18 protein-coding genes are annotated in these 25,670 nt (G+C 67.1%); 10 read left to right on the forward strand and 8 right to left on the reverse strand.

The features are described 5' to 3' along the window. Positions 1 to 255 precede the first annotated feature (255 nt). The 4 genes from ACYVLP_RS10560 to ACYVLP_RS10575 all read left to right on the forward strand — a co-directional run bounded on the left by ACYVLP_RS10560 (position 256) and on the right by ACYVLP_RS10575 (position 5,725). Positions 256 to 1,152, forward strand: coding sequence for an IPT/TIG domain-containing protein (locus ACYVLP_RS10560; RefSeq protein ID WP_460627336.1), 897 nt, complete (start codon positions 256 to 258; stop codon positions 1,150 to 1,152). Then, a complete protein-coding gene (locus ACYVLP_RS10565; protein ID WP_460627337.1) occupies positions 1,149 to 1,961 on the forward strand; it encodes an IPT/TIG domain-containing protein in 813 nt (270 codons plus the stop codon). Before ACYVLP_RS10560 ends, ACYVLP_RS10565 begins: the two co-directional genes overlap by 4 nt. 1,531 nt (positions 1,962 to 3,492) lie before the next feature. Further along, a complete protein-coding gene (locus ACYVLP_RS10570) occupies positions 3,493 to 4,344 on the forward strand; it encodes a cutinase family protein (protein WP_460627300.1) in 852 nt (283 codons plus the stop codon). Between the two features lie 745 nt (positions 4,345 to 5,089). Further along, a complete protein-coding gene (locus tag ACYVLP_RS10575) occupies positions 5,090 to 5,725 on the forward strand; it encodes a cutinase family protein (RefSeq protein ID WP_460627338.1) in 636 nt (211 codons plus the stop codon). Positions 5,726 to 5,829: 104 nt separating this feature from the next. Here the strand turns inward: ACYVLP_RS10575 and ACYVLP_RS10580 are convergent, their stop codons facing one another. From ACYVLP_RS10580 to ACYVLP_RS10590, 3 genes are all read right to left on the reverse strand, one after another. Then, positions 5,830 to 6,906, reverse strand: a complete 1,077-nt coding sequence (locus tag ACYVLP_RS10580; RefSeq protein ID WP_460627301.1) for a C40 family peptidase — start codon at positions 6,904 to 6,906, stop codon at positions 5,830 to 5,832. A gap of 229 nt (positions 6,907 to 7,135) precedes the next feature. Continuing rightward, the gene (locus ACYVLP_RS10585; protein WP_460627302.1) at positions 7,136 to 7,567 is read right to left on the reverse strand and encodes a hypothetical protein; all 432 of its coding nucleotides are present in this window, start codon (positions 7,565 to 7,567) and stop codon (positions 7,136 to 7,138) included. Then, complete coding sequence (locus ACYVLP_RS10590) at positions 7,564 to 8,106, reverse strand: hypothetical protein (RefSeq protein WP_460627303.1); 543 nt, start codon at positions 8,104 to 8,106, stop codon at positions 7,564 to 7,566. The genes ACYVLP_RS10585 and ACYVLP_RS10590 overlap by 4 nt, the downstream gene beginning before the upstream one ends. 910 nt (positions 8,107 to 9,016) lie before the next feature. On the opposite strand from ACYVLP_RS10590, the gene ACYVLP_RS10595 reads away from it, so the two are divergent. Together ACYVLP_RS10595 and ACYVLP_RS10600 are read left to right on the forward strand one after the other, a co-directional pair. Further along, positions 9,017 to 10,018 carry a hypothetical protein gene (locus tag ACYVLP_RS10595; RefSeq protein ID WP_460627304.1) on the forward strand — a complete coding sequence of 334 codons (1,002 nt, stop codon included), beginning with the start codon at positions 9,017 to 9,019 and terminating at the stop codon, positions 10,016 to 10,018. Continuing rightward, the gene (locus tag ACYVLP_RS10600; RefSeq protein WP_460627305.1) at positions 10,015 to 10,353 is read left to right on the forward strand and encodes a signal peptidase I; all 339 of its coding nucleotides are present in this window, start codon (positions 10,015 to 10,017) and stop codon (positions 10,351 to 10,353) included. Before ACYVLP_RS10595 ends, ACYVLP_RS10600 begins: the two co-directional genes overlap by 4 nt. Before the next feature lie 94 nt (positions 10,354 to 10,447). Here the strand turns inward: ACYVLP_RS10600 and ACYVLP_RS10605 are convergent, their stop codons facing one another. Beyond that, complete coding sequence (locus tag ACYVLP_RS10605; RefSeq protein ID WP_460627306.1) at positions 10,448 to 10,972, reverse strand: hypothetical protein; 525 nt, start codon at positions 10,970 to 10,972, stop codon at positions 10,448 to 10,450. A 330-nt stretch (positions 10,973 to 11,302) separates the two neighbouring features. Here ACYVLP_RS10605 and mobF point away from each other — a divergent pair, with 330 nt between their 5' ends. Both mobF and ACYVLP_RS10615 read left to right on the forward strand, forming a co-directional pair. Continuing rightward, positions 11,303 to 14,578, forward strand: a complete 3,276-nt coding sequence (mobF, locus tag ACYVLP_RS10610; protein WP_460627307.1) for a MobF family relaxase — start codon at positions 11,303 to 11,305, stop codon at positions 14,576 to 14,578. A gap of 235 nt (positions 14,579 to 14,813) precedes the next feature. Beyond that, positions 14,814 to 18,221 (forward strand): glycosyl hydrolase, encoded by a 3,408-nt coding sequence (locus ACYVLP_RS10615; RefSeq protein ID WP_460627308.1) that lies wholly within the window; start codon positions 14,814 to 14,816, stop codon positions 18,219 to 18,221. A 76-nt stretch (positions 18,222 to 18,297) separates the two neighbouring features. On the opposite strand, the gene ACYVLP_RS10620 is transcribed toward ACYVLP_RS10615, so the two are convergent. Continuing rightward, the gene (locus tag ACYVLP_RS10620; protein ID WP_460627309.1) at positions 18,298 to 18,882 is read right to left on the reverse strand and encodes a TetR/AcrR family transcriptional regulator; all 585 of its coding nucleotides are present in this window, start codon (positions 18,880 to 18,882) and stop codon (positions 18,298 to 18,300) included. A 741-nt stretch (positions 18,883 to 19,623) separates the two neighbouring features. Then, positions 19,624 to 20,649 carry an Lrp/AsnC family transcriptional regulator gene (locus ACYVLP_RS10625; RefSeq protein WP_460627310.1) on the reverse strand — a complete coding sequence of 342 codons (1,026 nt, stop codon included), beginning with the start codon at positions 20,647 to 20,649 and terminating at the stop codon, positions 19,624 to 19,626. 83 nt (positions 20,650 to 20,732) lie between these two features. Here ACYVLP_RS10625 and ACYVLP_RS10630 point away from each other — a divergent pair, with 83 nt between their 5' ends. Further along, positions 20,733 to 21,299, forward strand: coding sequence for a DoxX family protein (locus ACYVLP_RS10630; RefSeq protein ID WP_460627311.1), 567 nt, complete (start codon positions 20,733 to 20,735; stop codon positions 21,297 to 21,299). Between the two features lie 732 nt (positions 21,300 to 22,031). Here ACYVLP_RS10630 and speB read toward each other — a convergent pair. Beyond that, the gene (gene speB / locus ACYVLP_RS10635) at positions 22,032 to 23,063 is read right to left on the reverse strand and encodes an agmatinase (RefSeq protein ID WP_460627312.1); all 1,032 of its coding nucleotides are present in this window, start codon (positions 23,061 to 23,063) and stop codon (positions 22,032 to 22,034) included. A 379-nt stretch (positions 23,064 to 23,442) separates the two neighbouring features. Next, on the reverse strand, positions 23,443 to 24,495 hold the full coding sequence (locus tag ACYVLP_RS10640; protein WP_460627313.1) for a proline racemase family protein: 1,053 nt from the start codon (positions 24,493 to 24,495) through the stop codon (positions 23,443 to 23,445). A 785-nt stretch (positions 24,496 to 25,280) separates the two neighbouring features. Here ACYVLP_RS10640 and ACYVLP_RS10645 point away from each other — a divergent pair. Continuing rightward, positions 25,281 to 25,490 carry a Rid family hydrolase gene (locus tag ACYVLP_RS10645; protein WP_460627314.1) on the forward strand — a complete coding sequence of 70 codons (210 nt, stop codon included), beginning with the start codon at positions 25,281 to 25,283 and terminating at the stop codon, positions 25,488 to 25,490. Positions 25,491 to 25,670 lie beyond the last annotated feature (180 nt).

The following is a 25,670-nucleotide window of genomic DNA, read 5'->3' on the forward strand; positions in this document are numbered from 1 at the left end:
GTCAGCAACGCGATCACGGTCAAGACCGGCACCACCACGGTGACCCGCAGCGTGCAGCTGCAGCGCCGCCCGTCGACCTCGACCGCCTGGACCACGCTGTCGAGCACGACCACGGCCGCCACCGGCAAGGCCACCATCGGCTACACGGTGCCCGCGGTGGGCACCTGGTACTACCGGCTGTATGCCGTGCCGACCACGACCGCGGCCGGGGCGTACACCCCGGCCCGTACGGTGATTTCGGTCGCGGCCCCGACGGTGAGCGCGGTGTCCCCGAGCAGTGGGCCGACCGCCGGCGGCACGGTCGTGACGATCACCGGGACCAACCTGACCGGCGCGTCCAGCGTCAAGTTCGGCACCGCGACCGGAACCGGCCTGGCCGTGACCGGCCCCACCCAGCTGACCGTCACCTCCCCGGCCGGCTCGGCCGGGACCGTGCCGGTCACCGTGACCACACCCGGCGGCACCTCCACCACCGGCACCGCCACCCAGTACACCTACATCACACCAGCGCCCGCGGCCCCGACGGTGAGCGCGGTGTCCCCGAGCAGTGGGCCGACCACCGGCGGCACCGTCGTCACCATCACCGGGACCAACCTGACCGGCGCGTCCAGCGTCAAGTTCGGCACCGCGACCGGAACCAACCTGACCGTCACCAGCCCCACCCAGCTGACCGTCACCTCCCCAGCCAGCACGGCCGGGACCGTGCCGGTCACCGTGACCACACCCGGCGGCACCTCCACCACCGGCACCGCCACCCAGTACACCTACACCGGGCCGGCTTCCTGCGATACGGCATACACACCCGTGAAGCACGTGACAGGCACTGTCACGTCGAACACGACTTGGTCGCCCGACTGCGCCGGGGTCTACGTGCTCGATGCGCCGGGCGTCACAATCCCCAAAGGCATCGCGCTAGCACTGTCGGCCGGAACTATCATCAAGGCGGCGGGACCTGCGGGCGTCACCGTTGATGGCTCGCTTACAGCCCTGGGAACGAGCGCCGCGCCGGTCATCATCACCTCGTTGCGTGATGACACCGCCGGCGGTGACACCAACGGCGACGGGACAGCCACTACCCCCGCCCCCACCNGTCCCCGAGCAGTGGGCCGACCACCGGCGGCACCGTCGTCACCATCACGGGAACCAACCTGACCGGCGCGTCCAGCGTCAAGTTCGACACCACCCCCGGAACCAACCTGACCGTCACCAGCCCCACCCAGCTGACGGTCACCTCCCCAGCCAGCACGGCCGGGACCGTGCCGGTCACCGTGACCACACCCGGCGGCACCTCCACCACCGGCACCGCCACCCAGTACACCTACACCACACCGGCGCCCGCGGCCCCGACGGTGAGCGCGGTCTCCCCGAACGGCGGCCCGACCACCGGCGGCACCGTCGTCACGATCACGGGAACCAACCTGACCGGCGCCACCAGCGTCAAGTTCGGCACCGCGACCGGAACCACTCTGACCGTCACCAGCCCCACCCAGCTGACGGTCACCTCCCCTGCCGGCACGGCCGGGACCGTGCCGGTCACGGTGACCACACCCGGCGGCACGTCGAGCAGCAGCACCGCCACCCAGTACACCTACACCACACCCGAAACTTGCGATCCGGCTTACACGCCAGTGCGGCACGTCACCGGGAGCATCACAACCAGCACGACCTGGTCGCCCGACTGCGCCGGCGCATACGTGCTCGATGAGACCGTAGCCGTTGCCGCGGGCGCAACTCTTACCCTGACGCCCGGCACTGTTGTTAAGTCGTACCAGACTGGCCTGACCGTGAATGGCGCGTTGAACGCTGCCGGCACCAGCGGGTCACCGGTGACGTTCACCTCCTGGCGCGATGACACCGTCGGNGGCCTCGACCGCGCAAGGGATCCAGCTGGACCACACCATCGTGCGCTACATGGGCTGGACGTCGCTGGGCACCCAGCTCAACCCGGTCACGGTCACTAACAGCACCTTCGAGCACGCCAGGTCGGGCGTGACCGTCACCGGTCAACGCGCCATCACCCTGACCGGAAACACGGTGCGCGACAGCGCCACCAGCGGCCTGACCGTGACCCAGCAGGGGGACGTGACCAACGTCGCCGCATCGACCACCACCGTGTCGGGCAACACCATCGACGACATCCGCGCCGGGGCCGGGCTGATCGTGGATGCCGCACCAAGCCCCTACAACCTCAACCAGGCGCTGCTGAACATCCCGGCGCCAACGGTCACCGGCAACACCGTGCAGAACGTCACCGGCCGCTACAACCCCTTCTACGCGGGCCAGATGAACGGCGAGGCGTTCCGGGTCCTGAGCCATTCCCTGCTGCCAAGCCAACTGACCGGCAACAGCGGAGCGAACAACAGCGTCAACGCACTGCAACTGATCGGGACGCTCAAGGCCGATCTGACCCTGCCCGCGGCAGGGCTGCCCATCGCGATCGGTGGCCCCTACTCCAACAACGTCACCGGACTGACGGTCGCCCAAGGTGTCACCCTCACCCTCAATGCCGGCACCGTCTTGAAAGCCGGGTACGGCACCAACGACTGGGGAACCATCCTGCAGATCAACGGCACACTCCGAGCCCTGGGAACGAGCGCCAACCCGGTCATCATCACCTCGTTGCGTGATGACACCGCCGGCGGTGACACCAACGGCGACGGGACAGCCACTACCCCCGCCCCCACCNCAACAACAGCACCGGGTCGATCAGCCTGGACCGGGTCCGCGTGTCCTACGCCTCGAGTGGGGTGTCGGTCTCGTATGCCGGGTCCGAGTCGATCACCAACAGCACCTTTGACGCCAACGGCTACAACGCCGTGACCCTCAGCGGCCTGCCCGGTGCCCCGGTCCTGACCGGGAACACGTTCACCCGCAACGCCACCCAGTACACCTGCAACGACCCCTGGTGCACCTACAGCTACCTGCCGGTCGTCATCACGTCCGATCATCTGGACCTGGCCAAGCTGGCCGGTAACACCGGCTCGGCCAACAGCTACAACACCATCGGGCTCCATGGCACCCTGACCACCTCCTCGACCTGGCCCACCACCGGGCTGCAGCTGCTCATCGGCCGCTACCCCTACCTGTTCCCGGCCGGTGAAGGCAGCACGCTCACGGTGGCCACCGGGGTGACCCTGACCATGCCCGCCGGCGCGGTGGCCAAGTTCGCCCACGGCAACACCCTGACCGTGAATGGCGCGTTGAACGCTGCCGGCACCAGCGGGTCACCGGTGACGTTCACCTCCTGGCGCGATGACACCGTCGGNCGTGCCCACGGGCGGGCGGGTCAGCCTCGAGTCCACAACGCTGAAGTACGCGAAGCAATGCCTCGCGTCCAGCGGAGGCGGCGTCTATCTGCGGGGAAAGGTAGTCGGCTGCCAGGTGGGGGTGTTCTCGGATGGCACATTCGTCGACGCCCGCGACGTCGACTGGGGATCCGCCTCAGGTCCCGGACCGGACGGCACCGGTGTACCCGTGGTCGGTAGTGGTGTCGTGTACTACCCGTGGGTCGGGTACGTTCCGCCGCCGCGGCCGGCGCCGGCCGACCCGCAGCCGGTACCCCCGGACAACTCCACGAAGTGCTCGCAGCTCGTTGTTCTCGGCGCTCGGGGATCCAGCGAGGACCCTATGGCGACTCGATCCGGACTATTCGGGCCGTGGATCGCGCCTACCTTCAGCGGTGAGTCTGATGGGTTCGGTACCAACTCGTGGGCCGTTTACCAAGAGCTGAAGGACGCACTGGCGATCTCTGATCCTCAGGTCACTGTGAAACCTGTTGCGGTCCAATACCTGGGGCTCAGCGTCCCGGGCTTCGTCTTCCGAGGTCAGTGGGTCGGGCCGGAGGGCTACATGCAGAGCATCTTCGACGGTGAGGACAAGCTCCTTGCTCGGATGCATACGGAACTGCGCGACTGCCCGAACTCCAAGTTCGTCCTTCTCGGCTACTCGCAAGGCGCCCTCGCCATACACCTCAGCCTCCGACTCATGGCAAGCAGTGAACCGTCGCTGCTCGAGCGCGTGGTTGGGGTTGGCCTCATCGCAGACCCCGGTCGGGTCGCGTTCGGGTCTGAGCTGTTGTGGGAGTCCGCCAACACGGAAGCCGGCATCTTGGTCCGCCCATTCACAGGAGTTTGGACGTCGGGCCTCTGGTATGACTCAACCCTCGCCGGTGCGATACCGAACACCGTGACTGGCAGGACGATCTCCCTCTGTCACCAGCTCGATCCCGTATGCGGCGCCAGTATCGGAGGACAGGTACTTGCCCATCTGAACTATTCACCAGCGGAAACCCAGGCCGTCGGGCAGTGGCTCGCACAAAGACTGCACGCCGGCGGAATCGGCTAAAAGCACTCCGGCTCCATGGCTTGTTGACGTCTGCGGCGCCCCGAGCTACGTGGGTCCCACACATCGGCGTTCGCGTCCCCTGGTGATGCTCGAAAGGGGCATCGTGTCGTGGGGGTCGTTCCACCCGCGAATGGCCAAGGCAGACAACGTCCCTGCGCCGGCCGCCGAGCCGCTCACTTTGCCCAAACCAGGTACGTCCGTGCTGAGCTCATCGTAGATTTCGGTTCATCGACGGATGAAGTCGCGACCGGGGTCGCGCCTGGCAGGGGTGGTTCGCTGATGAGTGTCACGCGTCTNTGTGAGCGCAGGAGCGAGCGCAGCTCTAGACGGCGTGAACATCCGCCACGCGACGACGTGCCTCGCCATCATCACGGATGGATTCGCCGAGGTTCACGGCCAGATCACCCACTGTGTGGTCGGTGTGTCATCGGAGTCTTATGTCGACGCAACGAACGTCGACTGGGGAAGTCCGAGCGGTCCCTCGCCAATTGGCACGGGGACCTCGGTATCGGGCTCGGGAGTCGATGTGCTTCCATGGGTTGGCTGGGTGGCGCCGCCAATTCCAGCTCCAGTGCAGCCCGGCAGTCCACCGGACCCTGCCCCTGGCTGCAAGCCGTTCATGTTCTTGGCTGTCAGAGGGTCGGGCGAAGACCCTAAGGACAGCGCGAAAGATACGGACTACCAGGACTGGCTGTCTGGCTTCGGTCGCACGATATGGCCCGTATACCAATCTTTCGTGTCGAAGATGTCTGGGGCCCTCAACGAGCCTGACCCCAAGAAGATCCTGAAGGGGATCGGGCTAAGGTATACGGCGATGCATGTGCCTGTTTGGGAGAACGCGGCGGGCCCTGTCAACCCGCTTTTAGGTATGAATGCCGCGTTTGCTGACGTTTCTTACAACGCGAGCATATGGATGGGCGTCGACCGTATTCAGCAGTACCTTGAGGGCGAAATAGGTCGCTGTGGCACATCGCAGCAGTACGTGCTGGTGGGCTATTCGCAAGGTGCCCTGGCCATCCACATCTACCTCGAGCGAAGAGCTACTAATGCGGTTCTGGATCAGATCGCTGCCGTAGGACTGATTGCCGACCCGGCGAAAAATGGACATGGCGCCGAAAGCGTCTTCACGGATGGATTTAAGACGGCCGAGCCCGGGATGTGGAATGCGACAGGCGTCTATCGGAAGGCGCTCCTTCCTGGGAGTGGCCCACTACCGGACTCAATCACGCCATACACAGCCTCTCTCTGCCACAACAACGACATCGTCTGCGCTCCCGGATGGGGATCCGGATGGTGGAACCACGACTACTGGAACAAGGCTGACGAGATCGACCAGCTCGCGGAATGGTTGGCAAGCACGGCATTGGCCTCCCACCGATAACGGTCGCCGAGCCTCCTAATGGGCCTCTCGCCGGCCCGACGCCTGATCGGGTATAGCCACTGCGCAGTCCGCTGGAACCGCTGACAGTGGATTGCGTGGCCCGATCAGGCGATGTGGCGAAGGCCAGCGAGACCGTCCGAGATGAAGGACTTGAGGGAGACGACACGCACGACGTCGCCGGTGCGGGGTGCGTTGACGACGAGGCCGTAACCGATGTACATCCCGACATGCCCAGGAGCCGCCATGGTGCCAAAGGCTCCGGGGATCATGACGAGATCGCCCGGACGCAAGGCGTCGAGGGAGGCCGGTGTGCCGTTTCGAAGCTGTTGGCCGACGACCCTGCCGATGCGGACGCCGCCGCGGATCCATGCTTGCTGCGTCAGGCCGGAGCAGTCGTAGGCGGCCGGTCCGTTCCCGCCCCATCTATACGGCTTGCCGAGTTGAGCTAGAGCAAACGTGACGGCCATCTGCGCCTGCGGACTCGTGCCAGCGGGTATCGCGTATGCCGTGGGCAATCCGTGGGATCCGTCGATCCCGGGCGGAACTGTTCCGGGTTCGGCGGCGTCGCAGTCTAGTTCGGTGTTGGTGCCCGTTATCGACGCGAGAACGCCGGCCGCGCGCTGGGCTTGGCGCTGGTAGTTCTCGCCGACAACGCTCGACCATCGGTTGGCCTGCGTGGGCACCCCGGTGAACGCTGACCGCTGAACCATCTGGGCGGCATACCAGGGCGTCATGTCCTGCCAGCCCGGCAGCGCCAGCAGCGCGTCGAGGAAGAGCTGAGTCGACTCGATCGGACTCATGCGCTGGGCCGCCGTGCCCCACCCGGGCCGCTGCTGGAACAGGCCAAGGGAGTCGTGGTCGAAGCCGACGCCTTGGTTCGGGTATGCCGCTCCGGTGGGGTCGTTCGGGTTGGCGAGCACTCGCAGCTCCGACTCGGCCAACGCCACCATGACGGCGACGAAGGCGGCGCGTTCGCCACTTCGCTGAGCTGCGACCGCAAAGATGATCCGCGCGTTCTGTGCCTGCGCCGGGGACAGCCCGCCGACGGGACCACCGGACACGCAGGACGGGAGTCGCGCGTCGGCCGGTGAACTGGAAGCGGCGACGATCACGAGTCCCAACGTCGCCAGCACAGTGGCGAGAGCCACGACGACGACAGCACCGATCCGCTGCAGGGACATACGCGCGTCACCGCCACTCGGGGGCACTATCCGGGCTCCTGACTGATCGGTGTCTTTGTCGTGGGAATGCCGCTGGGCTGGGTCACGTCCCTCTGGTGGGGTTCGCTGGTGGGTTTCCACCCCGAACTCGAACGCTGCTCCGTCCTTCTGGACTACGGCGACGGCATCCCGTGGGCACTTCCGGACCAGGCGTTCCGTCCCTGGGCGGCGCGGTCGGCACTGCCACCAGCTATGGCGTCACTGCGATGGCGGAACATGCTGCACTCGCATTGCTGCGAGACCCGGTCGTCTGACCAAGGAGGATCTGGACCTGTCGCCTGGCGTACTGGCGCTCCTTGCCGGTGAGGGACAGCCCCTCGACATAGAGCCGAAGGAGGCCTGGCCAACCCGACGGTGACCCCGCCAGGAGGCGATGGACCGCCCGTCGTTGGGCCGCGGTGTAGCGGAGTTGCTCGAGCATGCGCCTTGTGCAAGCCCGCGAGTTCCCGCCGGCGAGTTTCGCAGTCACGGTCTGCAGTGGGTCGACTGCACCGCGAGCTCGAGCGGCCTCGATACGCGAGATGAAGAGGTCGAACACCGGAGGAAGCTTCATCGCGTCGATCTCTTCCTCGGTGAGACCGAGCTCCTTCATCGTCCACTCTTCGAACGCGTCGACGGTCATGATGCAAGCTCGACCGGATCGGCGTCGGCGAACACGACAGGATCGCCTGGCGAGACGTGGGTCATTCCGTGCAGCGCGTCGCTCTGCGCCGCTCGTGCCGACCCGGCGGCGCCGCGGGTGGCGACGCCGCGGAGCTTGATGAATAAGTCCGTCGGGCTCAGCGCGCGTGCTTCCTCGGCGTGAGCGACCAGCCACTCAATTGCGGCAATCAGCTCGTCAGTCGCGTACTCCGATGTGATGGGGATCGTCGAGCTTGAACCCAGCGGCGTGACTCGGCACAGACCCCGTGTGCAGACCGCGTCTCGAACGGCGAGCCAGAGACGGTCGAGCTCCTCGGAGGCGCGGTCCAGCCTGGAACAGGCAGCCAACGCCTCTGCGAGAAGGTGACCCCTGGCTTCGTTCTTCATGTCGACTCCTTGATTCGGCTGCACCCGTTCGGTCGGGCGCTGCTGGCTTCCGTTGTCGTGCACTGCGGAACTACTTGGTGAGACGGGACGGATGCCTGTGGATGACAGCGGCCCGAGCGCGAGCCCTTCCACAGGCGGCTGATGAGCGACGGCCCCGCCGGTCCCGTCGGGCGCACGATGTGCACGCTGTTGACCGGAGACCGACCGAGTCCTCAAGTCCGAGCAGACCTGGGCGACCCGTGACAGAGTCGGCAAATGGTCCGCTCGCTCCGCCGTGCTGCGGGGCGAAGAGCTCAGGGGAGCAGGAGGGGCAAGTGATCCGTCGGGCGAGTACTCCCGAGCCACCGAGTTCGCGCTGCGCGACCGTTCCTTCCGAAGCTCCATGGCTGCAAGTAAGTCAGGCTCCGACCGGCCCAACTATGACCTGCCAGTGCATCGCCAATGCACTTCAATGTCGGTTCCGCGCCGAACGCCTCGGCGGTGTCGGGCAGTGAACCACGTTGTCGCAGAGTGGCATCCGGTCGACGCGTGCCGACTTCAGCAGGCGATGCGGCTGACCAACGAAGGCTTCGCTGAGCGGCTCGGCTCGGCGCCCCGGACCGTCGCCAAGTGGCACGCCAACCCGAAGATGCGGCTGACGCTCGAGATGCAGCAGGCCTTGGACACGATGCTGAGGATGGCCAGCGATGAAGATCGCGATCGGTTCGCAGCACTAGGCGCCGTCGGCCGAGGCCAGGGGGACGGTCCGCGGTCGATGTGGCGGCGACGACTGGGTTCGGACGCGAACATCGCGTCCGCCATGAACTGGCTGGACGGCATACGGAACGCCCGGACGGGGGAGACGAGGGCCGACGTCGAGAAAGCGCTCGAAGAGTGTGAGGCGACGGGTCCGGTGTCGGCAGCGCGCGCTTCCGTTGACCGGCGGGAGCTGGCGAGCGCAGTGCTCGACTTCTACGGAGACTTCCCCGACGGGTTCGGTGCGGTCACTCTGGCGTGCGACGGTCGCGAAGAGCGGACGACGATGCTCTCGAGACCACAGTGGTTGACAGAGCTGCCGCATCTCGCTGGTGCCACCGCTGCTTTCGAGCTGATTCATGAACCACCACCGGTTGCGGTCGAGCCAACGCCGGACCTGCTTGAGGCCACGGTGCGTCGCATGGTCGAACTGCTGGCGAGCCGGACGCGATTCGTCAATGCCCCCATCTATCGAATGGTGCGTGTGCCCGGAACCTCCGCGGCTCACGGTCCCTTGGGCGGGTTCGCGGTCGACACTTTCGCCCGGTACGCGCTTGTCTGGGACCTGCTCGAGGCGGAGGCTGCAGAAGTCGCCCTCGGCCTTCGCGACCGTATGCCGCTGCGAGCACAGCTCCTGCCTTCGACCGCCTCGGCACTCGAACCATCTGCGCGCGTCTGCGCGGGTGGCGTGCAGGGACTCTGTGCGTTCGCGCGGCCCGCTGGCGCCGATGGAAAGCCCGACTACCTCATCCTGGTGCAAGAACGCAGCCCCCTCGTCGTCAACGCCACGGGCAGGTTGGCCGCCATCCCCAAGTGCTTTCATCAACCGACCACCGACGAGCGCGCTGAAGTCGCGGTTGGAACGAGCCTGCTTCGCGAATTGGAGGAGGAGCTCTTCGGCCGCGAGGAGCTCGACGCCTCTTGGTCCGGCGGTGCGGCCGCAGATCCGATGCACCCGAGCCGGCTCAGCGAACCAATGCGCTGGTTGCAGACCAACGCCGGATGGGACATGCCGCTCACGGGCTTCGGCTTCAACCTCACGACTGGCAACTACGAGTTCAGCGCCCTGATCGCCATCCACGACGAGGCCTTCTGGGGTCGCTATGGAGGCCTGATCCAGGCGAACTGGGAAGCAGCTCGGTTGCGGGCCTTGTCCAGTCAAGACCGTGAAGGCTTGGCGGCGCTCCTCAGCGCGCCCGGGTGGTCCGACGAGGGGCTCGTGACCTTCGCACTAGGGTTGAGGCACCTGGCGGAGTTGAGCCCCGAGCGAGTTGCTCTGCCTCCCATGGAGATCGGAGTCGCCTCGTGAGTATCGCCGCTGGCAACGCCTTCGAAGATGGCAGCCCCTACCGGGGATGGCTCGTCGGTAGCTTCATCGAACCGCCTGACAGCGTGCGCAACTCGACCGATGTCGAGATCAAGTGGGGCATCCACGAGGCCGGTGAGGAACGAGCCGAGTGGACGACAGGGGAGTCGCGGACCTCGCTGTTGATCCTCGTCTCAGGCCGATTCATTCAGAAGCTCCCCGACCGCGAGGTCGAGCTCGCGCGAGAGGGCGACTACGTCATGTGGGGGCCGGGAGTCGTTCACGCGTGGAAGGCGATCGAGCGGTCTGTCGTCATGACCGTTCGCTGGCCGGGCTGATCGCCGGTACCTGCGGGGGACAGCGAGCTGCGGACGAGGGCGGCAGAGGAACGAACCACCGAGTTCGGCCCATACCCCTGCGGTGAGGTCCCCATCAACGGTCATCCGTCGCGGCCGCGGTCGTGCCGTTGCGGAGCATTCGTCGCTCACGCGCGATCCGCCGCAGCGTGGTCTCGTCGGCATCGAGCAGCAATGCCGCTCGGCTCACCCCGGACACGCCTATCAGGGCTATGCGCGCGTCGTCGAGTTTCGCTGTGGCAACGTCGAGCTTCCTTTGGGCGCGGTCTCGGCTTCCGGTGGCAAGCTCCACCGCCTTGAGGGCGTCGGCCTCGGCCCGCTGTGCGGCCTGAAGTCGCTGGCGCGCCGTGGGGCTAACTGGGAAGGGACACATCTTTACTCCTACTGCGTTGGGGTCGTCCTTCGCGATCACTCCGGCGCTGGGCCACCATGCGACAATCGAACAGATGTTCGAGGGCTGCGCCACAATGGGAGGATGGCCGATGGGATGGGTTTCCGGCGCGGAGTCCCGCTTCGCGATCGCCCACTCGCCGGCCCCGGAGCCCCCAAGCAGGCCGTGGCCCGCCAGCGGCACTGCTGGGTCGAAGGCCCAGACGATCATCCCGGGCCGTGGCCCGGCGTTGTGGTCGAGTGGCGCCGTGACCCGGGAACGAGCGACTGGACCGCTCTCGTGGTCTACGTGGTGACCGACGGTCTGCGGTCGACGACGGTTCAGACGTGGCTGTCGGCTCGATACCTCCGACCGCTCGACGGCTCCTGACACCCTGGTCCGACCTGCGCCGTCCGTCTGACCGTGCCCACAAACGCTGCACGTGTCTGTGGCTGGCCTTTCAGGGACCACGACATTGCTCCACACGTCTGGCACCAAGGTGGGCGCCCGCCGGGGTCGGCGCGCATCGTGACCCGCTGGGGTCGTGTGCTCCGAGTGACCATGTCGATCAGGCGGATGACGTTGGGGGCCGGGTTCCGGTACCTCATGTCGTCCGTCGTGCGCGCCGACCAGGCCACGAGAACGACCGATCCGCTGACCGCGTACTACACGGCCGAGGGCACCCCGCCGGGCCGGTTCCTCGGCAAAGGCTTAGCCGGGCTGGACGGCGGCCACGGAGTCGAAGTCGGGTCGGAAGTGACCGAGGACCACCTATGGCGGATGCTCGGGATGCTCCAAGATCCGATCACCGCGGCGCCGCTGGGTCGAGTTCCGGCCGCGGACCGCCCGCCGAAACCCGCAGACGGACCGGGTCGCAAGGGCCGGAAGGCGTCCAGGACGGTGGCCGCGTTCGACCTGACCTTCTCCGCCCCGAAGTCCGTCTCAGTCGCGTGGGCGCTTGCGGACCAGGACACCCGGGCCCGGATCCGCGCCGCCCATGTGAAGGCGCTCGAGTCTGTCATCGGCTACGCCGAGCAGCAGGTGTTCGCAACCCGGACGGGCCGTGGCGGTCTGGTGTCGCAGGACGTGCGTGGGGTGGTCGCGGCGGCGTTCGACCACTGGGACTCCCGCGCCGGGGACCCGCAGCTGCATACCCACGTCGTCGTCCTGAACCGGGTCCAGGCCGCCTCGGACGGCGGCTGGCGGACCCTCGACTCCAAAGCGCTGTTCCGAACGGCAGTCGGCCTGTCGGAGCTGTACAACGGTGCGTTGGCCGACCTGTTGACGGCGGACCTCGGTGTCGGGTGGGAGCCCCAGCGACGCCGCCGGTCGGCCGAGCCGAAGTGGGAGATCACCGGCGTCCCGCAGGCATTGGCTAACGAGTTCTCGCAGCGCTCCTCACAGATCGACGCGGCGAAGGAGCAGCTCGTCGCCGGCTTCGTCGCATCGCACGGGCGGCAGCCCACGACCGCCGAGGTGCTCAAGCTGCGGCAGCAGGCCACCCTCGCGACGCGCCCGGCCAAGCACCTCACGCCGCTCTCTGACCTGGTCGCCCGGTGGCGCAGTCGCGCCGAACCCTTTGTCGGCCCGGCCGGTCCTGGGCAGGAGGCGTGGGTCGCGAGCCTCGCCGGCCGCAACGATCTCCCGCCGCTGACGGCCTCGGACTTGGCAGACGAGATCCTTACCGACGCGGCCCGCGCCGCTCTCGGCAACGTGGCCGCGAAGCGGGCCACGTTCACCCGGCCAAACATCCTGGCGGAGGTTCTGCGGCAGGTCGGCGGCGTCCGGTTCGCCACCCCAGACGAACGGGTCGCGGTTGCGGAACGCGTGTGTGATCTCGCACTCGTCCAGGCTGTCCGGCTCACCCCCGACGACCCACAGCTCGACATGCTCCCGGACGGGTTGCGCCGCCCGGACGGGACATCCCGGTTCCGGCCCACGGACTCAATCCAGTACACATCCCGCGAGATCATCGACGCCGAGCAGCGGCTTCTCGAGGCGAGCCGTACCCTCGACGCCGCCACCGTCGGCCATCACATTGCGGCCGCCTTCGCCACTCGGGAGCTACCGGGACGTGACCACCTTCTGTCCGCGGAGCAAGCCGACGCCGTATGCCGCATCGCCACGTCCGGACGCTGCCTGGACGTGCTCGTCGGGCCCGCCGGGACCGGCAAATCCACCACCATGGCGGGGGTCCGGGCCGTGTGGGAGGCGCAGCACGGGCCTGGGTCCGTTGTCGGGCTCGCCCCGTCCGCCGCCGCAGCGGAGGTCCTCGCTGACGCGGTCGGGGTCCCGACGGAGAACACGGCCAAGTGGCTCATGGAGGCAACCCGCCTGCCCGAACGCCGAGCGCGGCTCGACTCCCTCAAGTCCAGTCTGGACCGGGCCAGCCCATCGCTGCGCGCCCGGGCACTGCTGCGCGAAGCCCACCGAGCCGCGTGCGAAATCGACCGGTGGCGGCTGCGGCCCGGGCAGCTGGTCATCATCGACGAGGCCTCGATGGCTGGCACTCTTGAGCTCGACCAGATCGCCACTTACGCCCGGCAGGCCGGCGCGAAGGTGCTGCTCGTCGGGGACTGGGCGCAGCTGTCCCCGGTGCAGGCCGGCGGCGCTTTCAAGCTGGTTGCGACCGACCGCGACCATGCCCCGGAGCTGCTTGATGTGCGCCGGTTCCGGAACGAGTGGGAACGCGAGGCGTCGCTGAGGCTCCGTACCGGACGCCCCGCTGCCGCAGACACCTATGTTGAGCGCGGGCGGGTAGTCGGCGGGGACCGGGAGCCCGTCCTCGACGCCCTTCTCGAGGCGTGGCAGGCCGACGTCGCCGCTGGGCGCACCTCGCTCATGATCGCCGCCGATGCGCAGACGGTCACCGACCTCAATGTCCGGGCGCGGATTCACCGCGTCCGCACGGGCGAGGTCGCCGCCCAGGGGACGACGCTCGCGGACGGAACGACCCTCGGGGTGGGCGATCACATCGTTACCCGGCTCAACCAGCGCGACCTGGTCACCAGCGACCAGACCGCTTCTCGAGTGGGGGAGTGGGTCAAGAACGGCGACCAGTGGGTCGTCACCAACGTCCGCCCGGACGGGTCGCTGCGGGTGCGACGGGCAACCGGCAGCCGAGCCGTGACGCTTTCGGCGGCATACGTCCACGAGCACGTCGAGCTCGGCTACGCCACCACAGCCCACCGCGCCCAAGGCCGCACCGTCGATGCCGCCCACGCCTACGTCACAGCCACCACCACCCGCGAACCGCTCTACGTCATGGCCACCCGCGGGCGGGAGTCGAACCACCTGTACGTCGACACCGCCTACGACCCCGATCTCGCGACGGCCCACGACGAGACCGAACCCATGGACCCGGTCGAAGTCCTCCAAGCCGTGCTCGCCCGCCCCGGCGCAGACACCTCCGCCACCGCCACCCGCGCCAGCGAACTCGCCACCGCCGCGAGCCCAGCACGGCTCGCCGCCGAAGGCGCCGCCGTGCTCGATGCACGCCGGCAAGCCCACTACGAGCGCATCCTCACCAGCCTCGGAATCACCCACGACGACATCGAGCACGCCAAGACCAGTGACACCTGGCAGCCGCTCCTCGCCCGCATGCACCACGCCGAACGCCTCGGAATCCACGTCGGCGTCGACCCAGGCATCGACGTCGACCGACCGGCCGAACACCCTCGCGGCGATGACCCCCAACGACAGCACGACCGAACCAACTCCCTGCGCGGGTACGAGGCGTACTTGGTCCGCGAGATGAGCCGCGTCGCGCGTCACGATCAGCATCCGACGCTTCTCGAGCGGACGACAGCCCGTCAGGGGACCGAACTCGTCACCTAACAGACCAGAACTCCCCGAGACGGGACGAACAGACCGCTTCGCGGCTAGCGTCACGAGCTCGTCGACGGATGGGCGGCAGCACTGCGAGGCGCCGAACCCGTGACGCTCGGAGGTGGGCGCCGATCATGCCATTTAGTAGACGGACCGTCTCCTATTGACGACATCAAAGGGCGGTTGGTAGCGTCACGAGGGACCATCAATTGAAACCTTTCAATGACGAAGGGAAGTGCGCAGTATGTTCCGATTGCATCGCGCGTACGGCAAGGGCGGGGCGCTGCTGGCAACCTCGATCGCAGCGGCACTCGCGTTGGCCGCCGCGCCGTCGGCTGCATCGCTCGCTGCTCCAGCAGGCCCCACACCAACAGTTGCAAGTTCGGGTGCGCAGCCTGCCCTGACCCCGGCGACGTTCGCCGACCCCCCGGCATCGGTCCGTCCGATTTATCGGTGGTGGATGCCCCTGGCGTACACCCAAGATGATGTGCTGCGCGACCAGCTGCGTGACCTCGCTGCGGCGGGCGCGGGCGGGGTCGAGGTGGCTCCCTTTGTGGTGCCGGGTGAGGGCAACCAGAGCAACGCCTTTCTCGCTCAGTACGGGTGGGGGACCCCGGCGTGGGCGCACAAGATGGAAGTGATCACTGCGGAGGCTGCGGACCTTGGCCTCGTGGTGGACCAGAATCTCGGCCCGCAGTATCCACCCACGGTCCCCAGCTTGAACAGTTTCAACCAGCCTGAGGCCGAGCAGCAGATCATCTTCGGGCGAGAGCTACGCCAGCCAGGCGAGACCCGTTCGGGTGCACTCCCAGCTCCGTCGACCGCTCCGCCGTCAGTGACTACCCAGCTGTGCGAGCCCGCGGCGGCTGGCCAGACCGAGCTGCACGTTCGGAACCTGGGCGGGTTCGCCCCAGGGGACACCATCACGGTCGGCTCCGGCCCCAGCTCGGAGCAGGTGACCGTCACGAGCCTCGGCGATCGGACGGCGGCCTGCGGCGTTCTGACCGTCTTCCTATTGACCAAGGCGCACCCGATCAACGAGACCGTCGCCGACGTGGCGCGCACGACCCGAATTCGGACGCTGGTCGCGCAGTGCGCGAACGCCTGCCCCGTGACGGGGACCGCTCAGCGGCTGCTTGACCCCAACTCGGTGCTCGATGTCACCGCTCAGGTGAACAACGGTGCCCTCACCTACACGTTCCCGGCGGGAAACGGCAACCCCTGGGTGCTGATCGACTTTCTTCAGGCACCCTCGGGCTCCATCGCCCAACGAGGCGGGTATATGGCGACGCAGCCGAACTACGTCGTGGACCACCTGAGCCGGGGCGGGGTCACCATCCAGACCCACTTCTGGGACAAGTACATCCTCACCGACGCTGTGCGGGCCAACCTACGACGGATCGGATCCGGCGCGGTGTTCGAGGACTCGCTCGAGCTGGGTTCGTCGCAGAAGTGGACATGGAACTTCCTCGACACGTTCAAGGACAAGCGCGGGTACGACCTGACGCTGATGCTGCCGGCGCTGGCTGGCGCCGGGAACCAGGGGACCAGCGCGCCCGCGTTCGAGCTGGCGGGCATCGGCCCGAGGGTCCGCGAGGACTACCGGCAGACCATGAGCGACCTCTACAGCAACGAGTACGTCGCCCCGATGCAGGCCTGGGCCGCGGGACACGGCCTCAACTTCCGGGTCCAGTCGTACGGCACCCCGATCGCGACGGCCGTGGCAGCCTCGCGTGCCGGGATCCCCGAGGGCGAGTCGCTCAACTTCGGCAGCCCCAACCCGCTGGGCGCCGAGCAGGACTATCGCGTCGTCAGCGCCGGAGCCCACCTCTCCAGCAAGAACCTGGTCTCGGTCGAGTGCTGCGCAGTGTTCCAGGGCGGGTACCGCTCCAGCCTTGCCGGACCGAACGTCCCCGGCGGTTTCGGTCAGGGAGGTGACGGGTCGGCTGTCGGCGGGCGCTACTCCCAAGGACTGCTCGACAGCATCTACAAGAGCTACGCCGGCGGCGTCAACCAGCTCGTTTGGCACGGCCTGGCCTACCGGGACGCTCCCAAGGGCGTCGGCACCAGCGGCCGCGACGGCGGCACCTGGCCCGGTTACGAACCGTGGGACATCTTCGGCGCCCTCAACGTCAACGACGCGTTCGGTCCGAGACAGGCCAGCTGGGCCGACTACAAGTCGGTGAATGACAGCCTGGCCCGAACCCAGCTGGTCCTGCGACAGGGCCAGGCCAAGCTCGATCTCGGCGTCTACTACGAAGACCTCGGCCTCATCGGACAGAGCGTGAGCGCCCAGCAATCCCCGCAGCATATGCTCGGGACGGATTCGGCGACATCGAGCGCCGGGTACACCTATGAGTACGTGTCCCCGGACCTCCTCGGGGACCCGAGCCTCAAGCCGGACAAGAACGGTGGCCTCTTCGGCGACAGCTCCGGCTACAAGGCCCTGGTGTTGAACAACCAGCGGACCATCTCGCTCGGCGGAGCCCAGCAACTCCTGCGCCTGGCCAAGGCAGGCCTGCGCGTCTTCGTGGTCGGCAACGCACCGATGTCCACGACCGGGGCCGAGCCGGACACGGATCAGCTCGCGCCGGTCATCAGCGCGCTACTCGCCCAGCCCGCGGTCACCCAGGTGGCCACCGAGGCGGCGCTTCCGGACGCGCTGGACCGAGAGTCCATACGACCGGCCGTATCCCCGCAGACGCCCACGCCCGCCCTTGGGCTCGTTCGTCGAGACGCGGGCAACGTCACCTACGACTTCATCTACAACCGGTCCGGAAGCGAGGTAACGCAGAACTTCACCCTGTCCGGGTCCGGACGGCCGTACGCCTACGACACGTGGACCGGCAAGATCACTCCGATCGGGGAGTTCGTCAAGGGCGCTTCCACGGTGACCGTGCCGGTGCGGATCGCGCCGCACGACATGGTCATCATCGCGCTAACCAACCAGGGCGCGATCGTCGGCAGCGACGGGGTCCCGATCCACTCACCCGCGACCTACGCGGTGAGCAGCGACGGACAGATCCTTGCAAGCGGTCAGCCGCAGGGTCTGGTGCTGCGCGCCAGCTCGGACGGTCGGTATGAGACGCAACTGAGCAACGGCACGAGTCGAGTCACGCAGGTGCAGGGTGTATCTGCGCCTCTTCCCCTCAACGCGTGGACGCTCGACGCCCAGACATGGACGCCGGGCGAGAACGAGTACACCACGGTGAAGACCGATCTACCGGTGTTCCCGGTAGTCGCCGGCTCGGACGGGAGGCTTCCGTCGTGGCGCGAGATCACCGCGCCGCAGAACCTCACCCGAAACTCAGGTATCGGCACCTACTCGACGACCTTCCAGCTGCCAACTGGCTGGAGTCCCGCCGATGGCGCCTACCTGAATCTCGGCGACGTGCTCGACTCAGTGACCGCGACTGTCAACGGCCAAGAAGCAACCGTGGACCAGTCCGACCGTGGCCGGATCGATCTCGGGCACTCGCTGCGACCGGGCCAGAACGCACTCACCATCCGGGTCGCCACCACGATGTTCAACGCCGTTCGCTCGACCGGCGACAGCAACTACCAGTCCCCTGACTGGCAACAGACCGGCTTGATAGGACCGGTCGTGCTCACCCCGTACCGCGACACCGACATCGCGCGAGACGGGAAGTAGGAACACCGCTCGGCGCCACGTAGCCGAAACGCTCTGGGGTCCGCGCCGCGTGCGGCGCGGACCCCAGACAGCAGGTTTACCCCCGACCTCGTTGAGACCGCATGATCGCCGGCAGCCAAAGGTCGTTCAGGATGGCTTCAATCCCGTGGATGCTGGCTGGTCGCCCCGTGTGCAAGAACTCGGACATCATCGACGAATGGCCCAGATTCATCACTGATGGCGGCGGTTCAGTCACAAGCTCGCCCCGTACAAGCGCCTCATCAAATATCGTCTGGACTCGGCCAATAATCGTCGGGCCCTCCAGCACGCTTGGTCGCCTAGACATATCGCCTTCGTACATCACTCCCCAGACGGCGCCACCGAAAGGACTGCCCAGGAAGTCAGCCATCTCCTGCAGGAAGCTGAGAAGATCCGCGCGCAGATCGACCGACCTCTCACGCTCCCAGCTGAGGCTGTCCGTCTCTCGCCGGAGCAAGTCCTCCACCAGCTCGACACGGTTCCTCCATCGGCGGTATACAACCGCCTTCGCGGCCTCAGCCCGGGCACAAACTCCCTCAACTGTGAAACCCGCCCAACCCTTTTCGCCCAGCTCGGCCCATGCGGCATCGAGAATCGCCTTCTCGAGGGTTGCACCCCTGCGACGTCGAGCCTTCGAAGTCATGCCGTACAGAATCCTTTCGCGCGGCGGCGGAGCAGGTGATCGAGAGTACGCGCGCCAGCCGACAGAGACACGCCTCCTTGCATCTTCGAAACGCGCGAGACCAAACCCGTGCCGAGTCACTCGGGAGGACGCTATATCACGTTCGCCGGCCGCCTCGACCAAGCCCGGTGAAACTCCCGCTGAGCGGCTGGCCCGTCCGGCATGTCGCGAGGACCGAGGGTCCATCAGCTGGAGCCTCGGTGAGCAGGCACATCCCGGGCTCGTCTTGCCCGCGGCTGACGGCGGCCAAGGACCTTGCCGTCCCGTGCCCGGTTCGAGCGGCTTGGCACCGCGTCCAACCAGAGGCCATCCATAGGTCAGGTCGTCGAGCGGGCACTCGAGCCGCAGGTCACCGCGGGGCCGGCGAGCGTCTCTCTCGTGACTGACCACTCGTCGACCGTGGCAAGCAGCCAAGTACGCGCGTGTGGTTGCAGCGTCGTCGGCGAGGGACTTGGTCGGATTCTGCACGACACGGACCGTGTGCCCGTCGCCGGTGAGCGCGTCGTAGACGCCGCGCCATCCTGCTCCGCTTCCCGAGTCTTCGTGAGGTAGTCAGGCAGTCGCTGCTTGTGTTCATCGCTCATGCGGTTCACCCTGCAGCATCTGCGACACCCGGGTGAGGCAATCACATCCGGACGCGCTGATGCTGCGATGGACTCCGCTGATGACGGCCCTTGAGGCGGGCACTTCGGCAAACCGGGCTCAGCTGGTGGGCAGGACGCGCCCGGATCGCTTGAGCCAGCGTGCGACCAGTTCCGTCTCGACGTGATGCACGCCGGAGAGGGCGCCGATGCGCTCGACGAGGTACCGGCGCAGATCGCGGGCGTCGGAGAGCTCGAGGAACGCGAGGATGCTGGTGCTGCCCGTGGTGGTCGCCGCGTACGCGACCTCGACGTGCGATTCGAGGGCCCGTGTAACGGTTCCGAGCGCGCTCGGGGGGACGTCCATCCAGCAGATCACGTCGACATGTCGCCCGTAGAGCCGGGGGTCGACCTCGACCTCGAACAGGAGCTTGCCAGTGGCGGGGAGTTCGGCGATCCGTCTACGAACGGGCGTCTCCGGCATGCCGGACTCGCGGGCCAGGCGGGTGATGCTCATGCGCCCGTCGGTGGCAAGCAGCCGGAGCAGGCGCGCGTCGGCGTCGGATCGCGTGACACCCTCGGAGCGTGCGCCGCCCGAGCGCGTGCCAACCGTGCGTGTGCCGTCCAAGTGAGTTGCGGTTGACAATGCGGGCGAGGCGAGTGCCTGCTGCTCGGTCGCGGTGAGCGCCGTGAGCCGGCCCGGCCACCCGCCGACGCCGGCGACCGGGGCGAGCAGGCGCTGGGCGGTAACGGCCGCTGTTCCGGCGCTGCGCCGTAGCTGGTCGAGGATGCCCCCCGTATCGCCGGTCGATGCGGGCGCGCGCAGGATGCAGCCGAGACCGTCGTCGCCAGCGAGCGAAGCGATCCAGGACGTGTCATCGCGGCCGGCGAGGCTCCGGGCGAGCGCGCCGGTCGAAGCGCCCGGGCCGACACGGATGAACCAGTCCTCGTGTGTGCGCGGGTCGGCTCGACTGAGCCCGATCACGCGCAGTGCTAGCCGGGACCGCAGGCGGTGGTAGCGCCGCGAGACGGCACGTTCCGACATCCCCAGAATGGACGCGATCCGCGCGAACGAGGCCCGCCCGTCGAGCTGCAGCGCGTGAAGCACCCGCCGATCATCGACATCCAGGGTGATCGGATCCGCCACAACCACCGATGCTAGCTGCGATATTCGCCAAGTTCTGCAGCCGTGGAGGAGGCTTGTGCCAGCGCGAGCCGAGTATCGCCGGCATGGAACCTGTCTTCGCCCTCACTGGCGTAACCATTGCTGTCCTCATCCTGACCCGGCTCTGGCTCGGTCGAGCCGATGGGCTCGAGCTGGCCCTCCGCGCGGGCGTAGGGGTGATGTTCACCCTCACCGGCGTCGCGCACTTCGTCGGCGTGCGCGCCGAGCTCATCGCGATGGTGCCCGAGTCGCTGCCCTTTCCGGGACTCCTCGTCACCGTCACCGGCGTCCTCGAGCTGGCCGCGGCGGCCGCAATGCTCCGCCGTCGTGTCGCCACGGTCGCCGCAGCGGGCCTCACGCTGCTGCTGCTCGTGATGTTCGCGGCCAACGTCACCCTCGCCCGCCCCGGGGCCCAGCTGCCCTGGTGGGATCAGCTGCTGCCCCGCACCGTCATGCAGCTGCTCTTCCTCACCGCCACCATCTCCGTCTTCCTCCTCACGCGCCGCCCAGGGGCCACCGTGACCAAGAAGAGGCGCGCTCGGGAGGCGCCGCCGGCAGGCTTCAGCACCGCCCAGCCCGGTGACACGGTCCTCGAACCCGTCGACCACCGCGCCACCGGGGCCGGCCGATGACCACGGCCGCGTGAGGTCCTCAATGTCGGGGGCCGCGGCGTCCTCGGCGTCGCGCTGGCTGGTGAGCTCGCCCACGCCGACGCGCGGCCGAACAGTGCTCGATCGGGAGGCAGGCGAGCCGCGCCCGGGTCGAACTCGTTCGCCCCGGGCTTCTCGGGACCTAGAACGGGTCGCCAGCAATGAGGGCGGTATTCCTAGCTGTGTAGCCCCCAGTGCTGAGGCGGGCTCACAGCGGCAGCTGACCCCGCTGGTGCTACGAAGGAGGCACGACTAGCACGCTCTCCCACTCGTTAGGACCCACGCGGCCCGATCGGATCGGGGTTTGGGTCTACTGGTAGGCCTCCGTGGTATCGGGCGCCGCCTGGCTCGCCAAGTACCTCGAGACCACGGAGGATTCGCGCGCTCTCCGGCTCCGCCATTCATGCTCGGCTCCTGGGCGCTACGCCACACTCGTGCGGATCATCAAGGCAGCCCACCACCCGGTTAGCCATGGCCGGAAATGCGACTCACCTGACGCACGCCCACAATGCGACGAGCTCGCCGTTCGGTGTGGCTCAGCTCGTACCTGTGCCACCGGCGGCTGTGGGCCCGGGAGCGGTCAGACTTGATCAGCCGCAGCCGGCAGCGGTCGACCCGAGGAGCCGTCGTGCTGTGTTCTAGGCGATCGCCGCGTCACGAGGCGCGAGGCGGCGCGCGACGTCGCGGTGGCGTTCGAGGCCGCGGTCACCGAGGTCACTCATGTGCTCCAGGAGCGACCCCTCCGCGGTGACCGGGCGCTGGTGCCGAATTCTCGGTCAGCTGGGCTGCCTGGTCCTGATCGGCCAGCCCCATAAGGGTAATGAGCTCCCAAGCCGTGTGTGCCGCTGCAAGCCCAGTCAATCCTGCGTGGTCGTAGGCCGGCGCAACTTCCACCACATCGCCACCCACGATGTTGAGTCCGCGCAGCTGGCGGAGCACCGCGAAGAGCTCACGCGTGGATATGCCCGCCACCTCGGGAGTGCCCGTGCCCGGCGCGTGTGAGGGATCGAGCACGTCGATGTCGATCGACACGTACACCGGACCCGAGCCGAGGCGCTCGCGCACCTGCTCGGCGATGCTCCGCATGGAGCGATCCTGGAACGCCTCGCTGCGGATGATGTCGAAGCCCACCCTGCGATCGTCATCGAGCTCGCTCGGATCGTAGACCCCACCGCGAATGCCGACGTGCTGGCAGTGCTCGAGATCGAGCAATCCTTCCTCGGCCGCGCGGCGGAAAGGAGAACCGTGCCAGATGCTCGCACCGTGGAGCACATCCCACGTGTCAAGGTGAGCGTCGAAGTGCAACACGGCGAGAGGTCCGTGGAAAGCGGCCGCAGCTCGCAGTAGTGGGAGGGCGATCGTGTGATCACCACCGAGGGCGAGGACTTTCGTACCTCGGACCGCCAGGCTCTCCGCCTTCGCCTGAATCGTCTCTACCGCTCGCCCGATGTCGTAGGGACCAACGCCGATATCGCCAGCATCAACCACCTGCTGATCCCTGAAAGGGAAGGTGTCGTGGAGCTGGTGGTATGGATGGAGCTGTCGCGAATTCTCACGAATGTGTGCTGGGCCGAAGCGGGCGCCCGGACGGAAGCTGGTGCCCGAGTCGAACGGGATGCCAACGACTGCGACGTTGGCATAGTCCACCTCATCTATCCTCGGCAGAAGCGCGAAGGTTGCGATCCCTGCGTACCGGGGGAGATCCGACTCCTCGCGCTGCCCGACGGTCTTCTGACCCTCCGTCATTGCCGACGCCTCTCTCGTGTCTGGTCAAGACCCGACCCCCCGACAGGCCCGTGCGTCCTGTCAGTTCTGCCGGGTCGTTAACGCCCATGAACGTGTGTCGATGTGGCTGGCGCCTCACTGACACACATGCCTCGCGAGCACCGCCATCCTGGCGGAGTGCGCTACGACCTGGTCGCGGCACAACTTCGGCCGGGCCGGGCCCTGCACTCGCAATACTTTGTCCAAGCCATGGATCCGCGGGACGCGAACCATCGCTCGCTCCAGGGGGCCGGAGCGCCCCAGTCTCTTCTGAGCTGTGTTGAAAACACGCCGCAGTCCCGGACAATGATGATCGAGATGTCGATTATCTCACCACGGAGGCGACTTGAGATGCGGCCTCCTACTCCGGCAGCAGTTCGGAGTTGCCACCCATCCAAGTGTCCGCAAGCGTGTATCCGAGCGGGAACGGATCGGAAGGGTCGAGCCCGACCTGGGAAAGTTCATAGATCCACGCCTGACCAGTCACTGACGGTACGACGGCTTGGACGCCACCGACATCGGTGAGGGATTCAATGCGCGAGTTAAAGCGGCTCCCGATGATGGACTCGTGCACGAACTCCTCTCCCACCTCAATCTGGCCGCGGGCATGCAGAACTGCCAGGCGCGCGGAAGTCCCGGTGCCGCACGGGGACCGATCGAGTCGACCGGGTGAAACTACGACGGCATTTCGGGAGTGGAGGGCGCCCTCGATTCTTTCGAGCGGTCCCGTGAACTCGGTCTGGGTGATGCCAGCGTATTCCGGATGGACCGGGTGAACGGCCTCGAGCTGCTCCGCGCCAGCAGCCTTGAGCCGCTGACCCACGTCGCATAGATCCCTGCCCTCGTCTGGCGACAAGCCAAATCCCAGAGCCCGGGCGTCCGCAAGAACGTACGCCATGCCGCCCCATGCCACGTCGACCTGAACGCTGCCGAGGCCCTCGACCTCGATCGTCTGGTCGAGGTTGTAGACGAACGCCGGCTGGTTCGTGAACGTCACGCCGGTGACTTTGCCGTCCCGACATTCGCAGCGCAAGCGAATGAGACCCGCCGGCGCCTCGAGCACCAGCTCGGTGATCGGCTCGGTCATGGGGACGATGCCAGTCTCGAGCAAGACCGTGGCGGTGCAGATGGTATTGCTACCCGACATTGCCGGGTACTCCTTGGGCTCGGCAATGACGTAGCCCATGGCGGCCTCCGGGTTGTTGCTGGGGAGAACGATGTTGGCACAATGGGTGACCCCGCCGCGTGGCTCATTCAGCAGGAGCTGGCGGACGTCGTCCCGATGACGTGCGATGTACTGCATCTTGTCGAACATCGTTTTGCCTGGGACATCACCGAATCCGCCAGTCACCACCTTGTTCACCTCCCCGCCGGTGTGACACTCGACGACATTCAGGACGCGACTCCAACGCATAATCTGACCTCCGGACGGGTACTAGTGGAATGCCGCGCTGGTACGCGGCCGAGTTGGGGTCGCTCGTCTCGCAGACGCCGCCGATCCAACATATGGCCCTTGCCTTGGCGCAAACAGACACTCCACGTGGTGACATCTCCTTTGTCGACAATCGACCATGCGTGTAGTGTTGACCAGGAGTCCGGCATCGTCAACCCTCATCGTCGCCTCCGCGCTCTGGGTCCATGATGGCGAGCCCCGATCCGACGCCGGCTCGCCGAGCAAGCACCGCGGCGGCTCGGGTGACGTCGGGGCGGCCAACTCCGCCGCAGTCTCGACCTCCTGCGCGCCTTGGCGAAACACGTTGCGCCCGGCGTAGGCGGGCGATGCCGTTGACCGCGACGCAGACCTTTTGCGCGACGTGTGAGTCCACGTCCGGCTGCGCAACCAGCTCTTGCGACCGCAGGCTGGTCGAGCACGGCACTCTCTGATCCCCCGCCCCAACCCCCCTTCCGTCTGCAGCGATCGGCCCGGCTTGCCCAACGGGCGGACGGCGAGTTGACACCCATCCACCACGAGGCGACTATGGACTGGACCAGCTGGTATAGACCAATGATTGAGGAGCAAGATGACTGTGTGTCAGGAGACATCGTCGGGACCCAGCCCTGAGCCATTCGTCGGTACTCGCACGCGGTCGTGATCGGCAATCTGGGGTACGTCACTGGGACCACGGCGGGCTCGAGGGAGGGAGCACCGGGGGGATGGATCCCGCGGGACAAGCCAGGGAAGTCTGAGTCCGGATCGAGATGGCGCTCAAGCAGGCTGGGCGTAACTCTGCAGACGTTGTCCGCACGCGGAAGCACATCACGAACGTCGATATCTTCAACGCGGTGGGGGCCGTCCACAGCGAGATCTTCAGCGACATTCGTCCAGTCACGGCAGCAGTCGAGCTGGGCGCTCTCGCTGCTCCTGGGCTCCTGCTCGAGGAAGAGGCAGACGTCGTCCACCAAAGGTAGTGACGACCCCTGGGCTGTGATCAGGTGCGTCGAGACCCGCCATTCGCAAGTCCTCAGGTCTCCGCTGGAGGTTTGGTGGCAGTGCTTGTAAGTAGCGAAGAGGACGGGCCAAGTGGCGCTGTCAATGGTTCGGTAGGTCGTCTCTTCCGTTATCCCCTGGCGCAGATCACCAGGGCCCGC

It is taken from the genome of Intrasporangium mesophilum, from assembly GCF_054783095.1.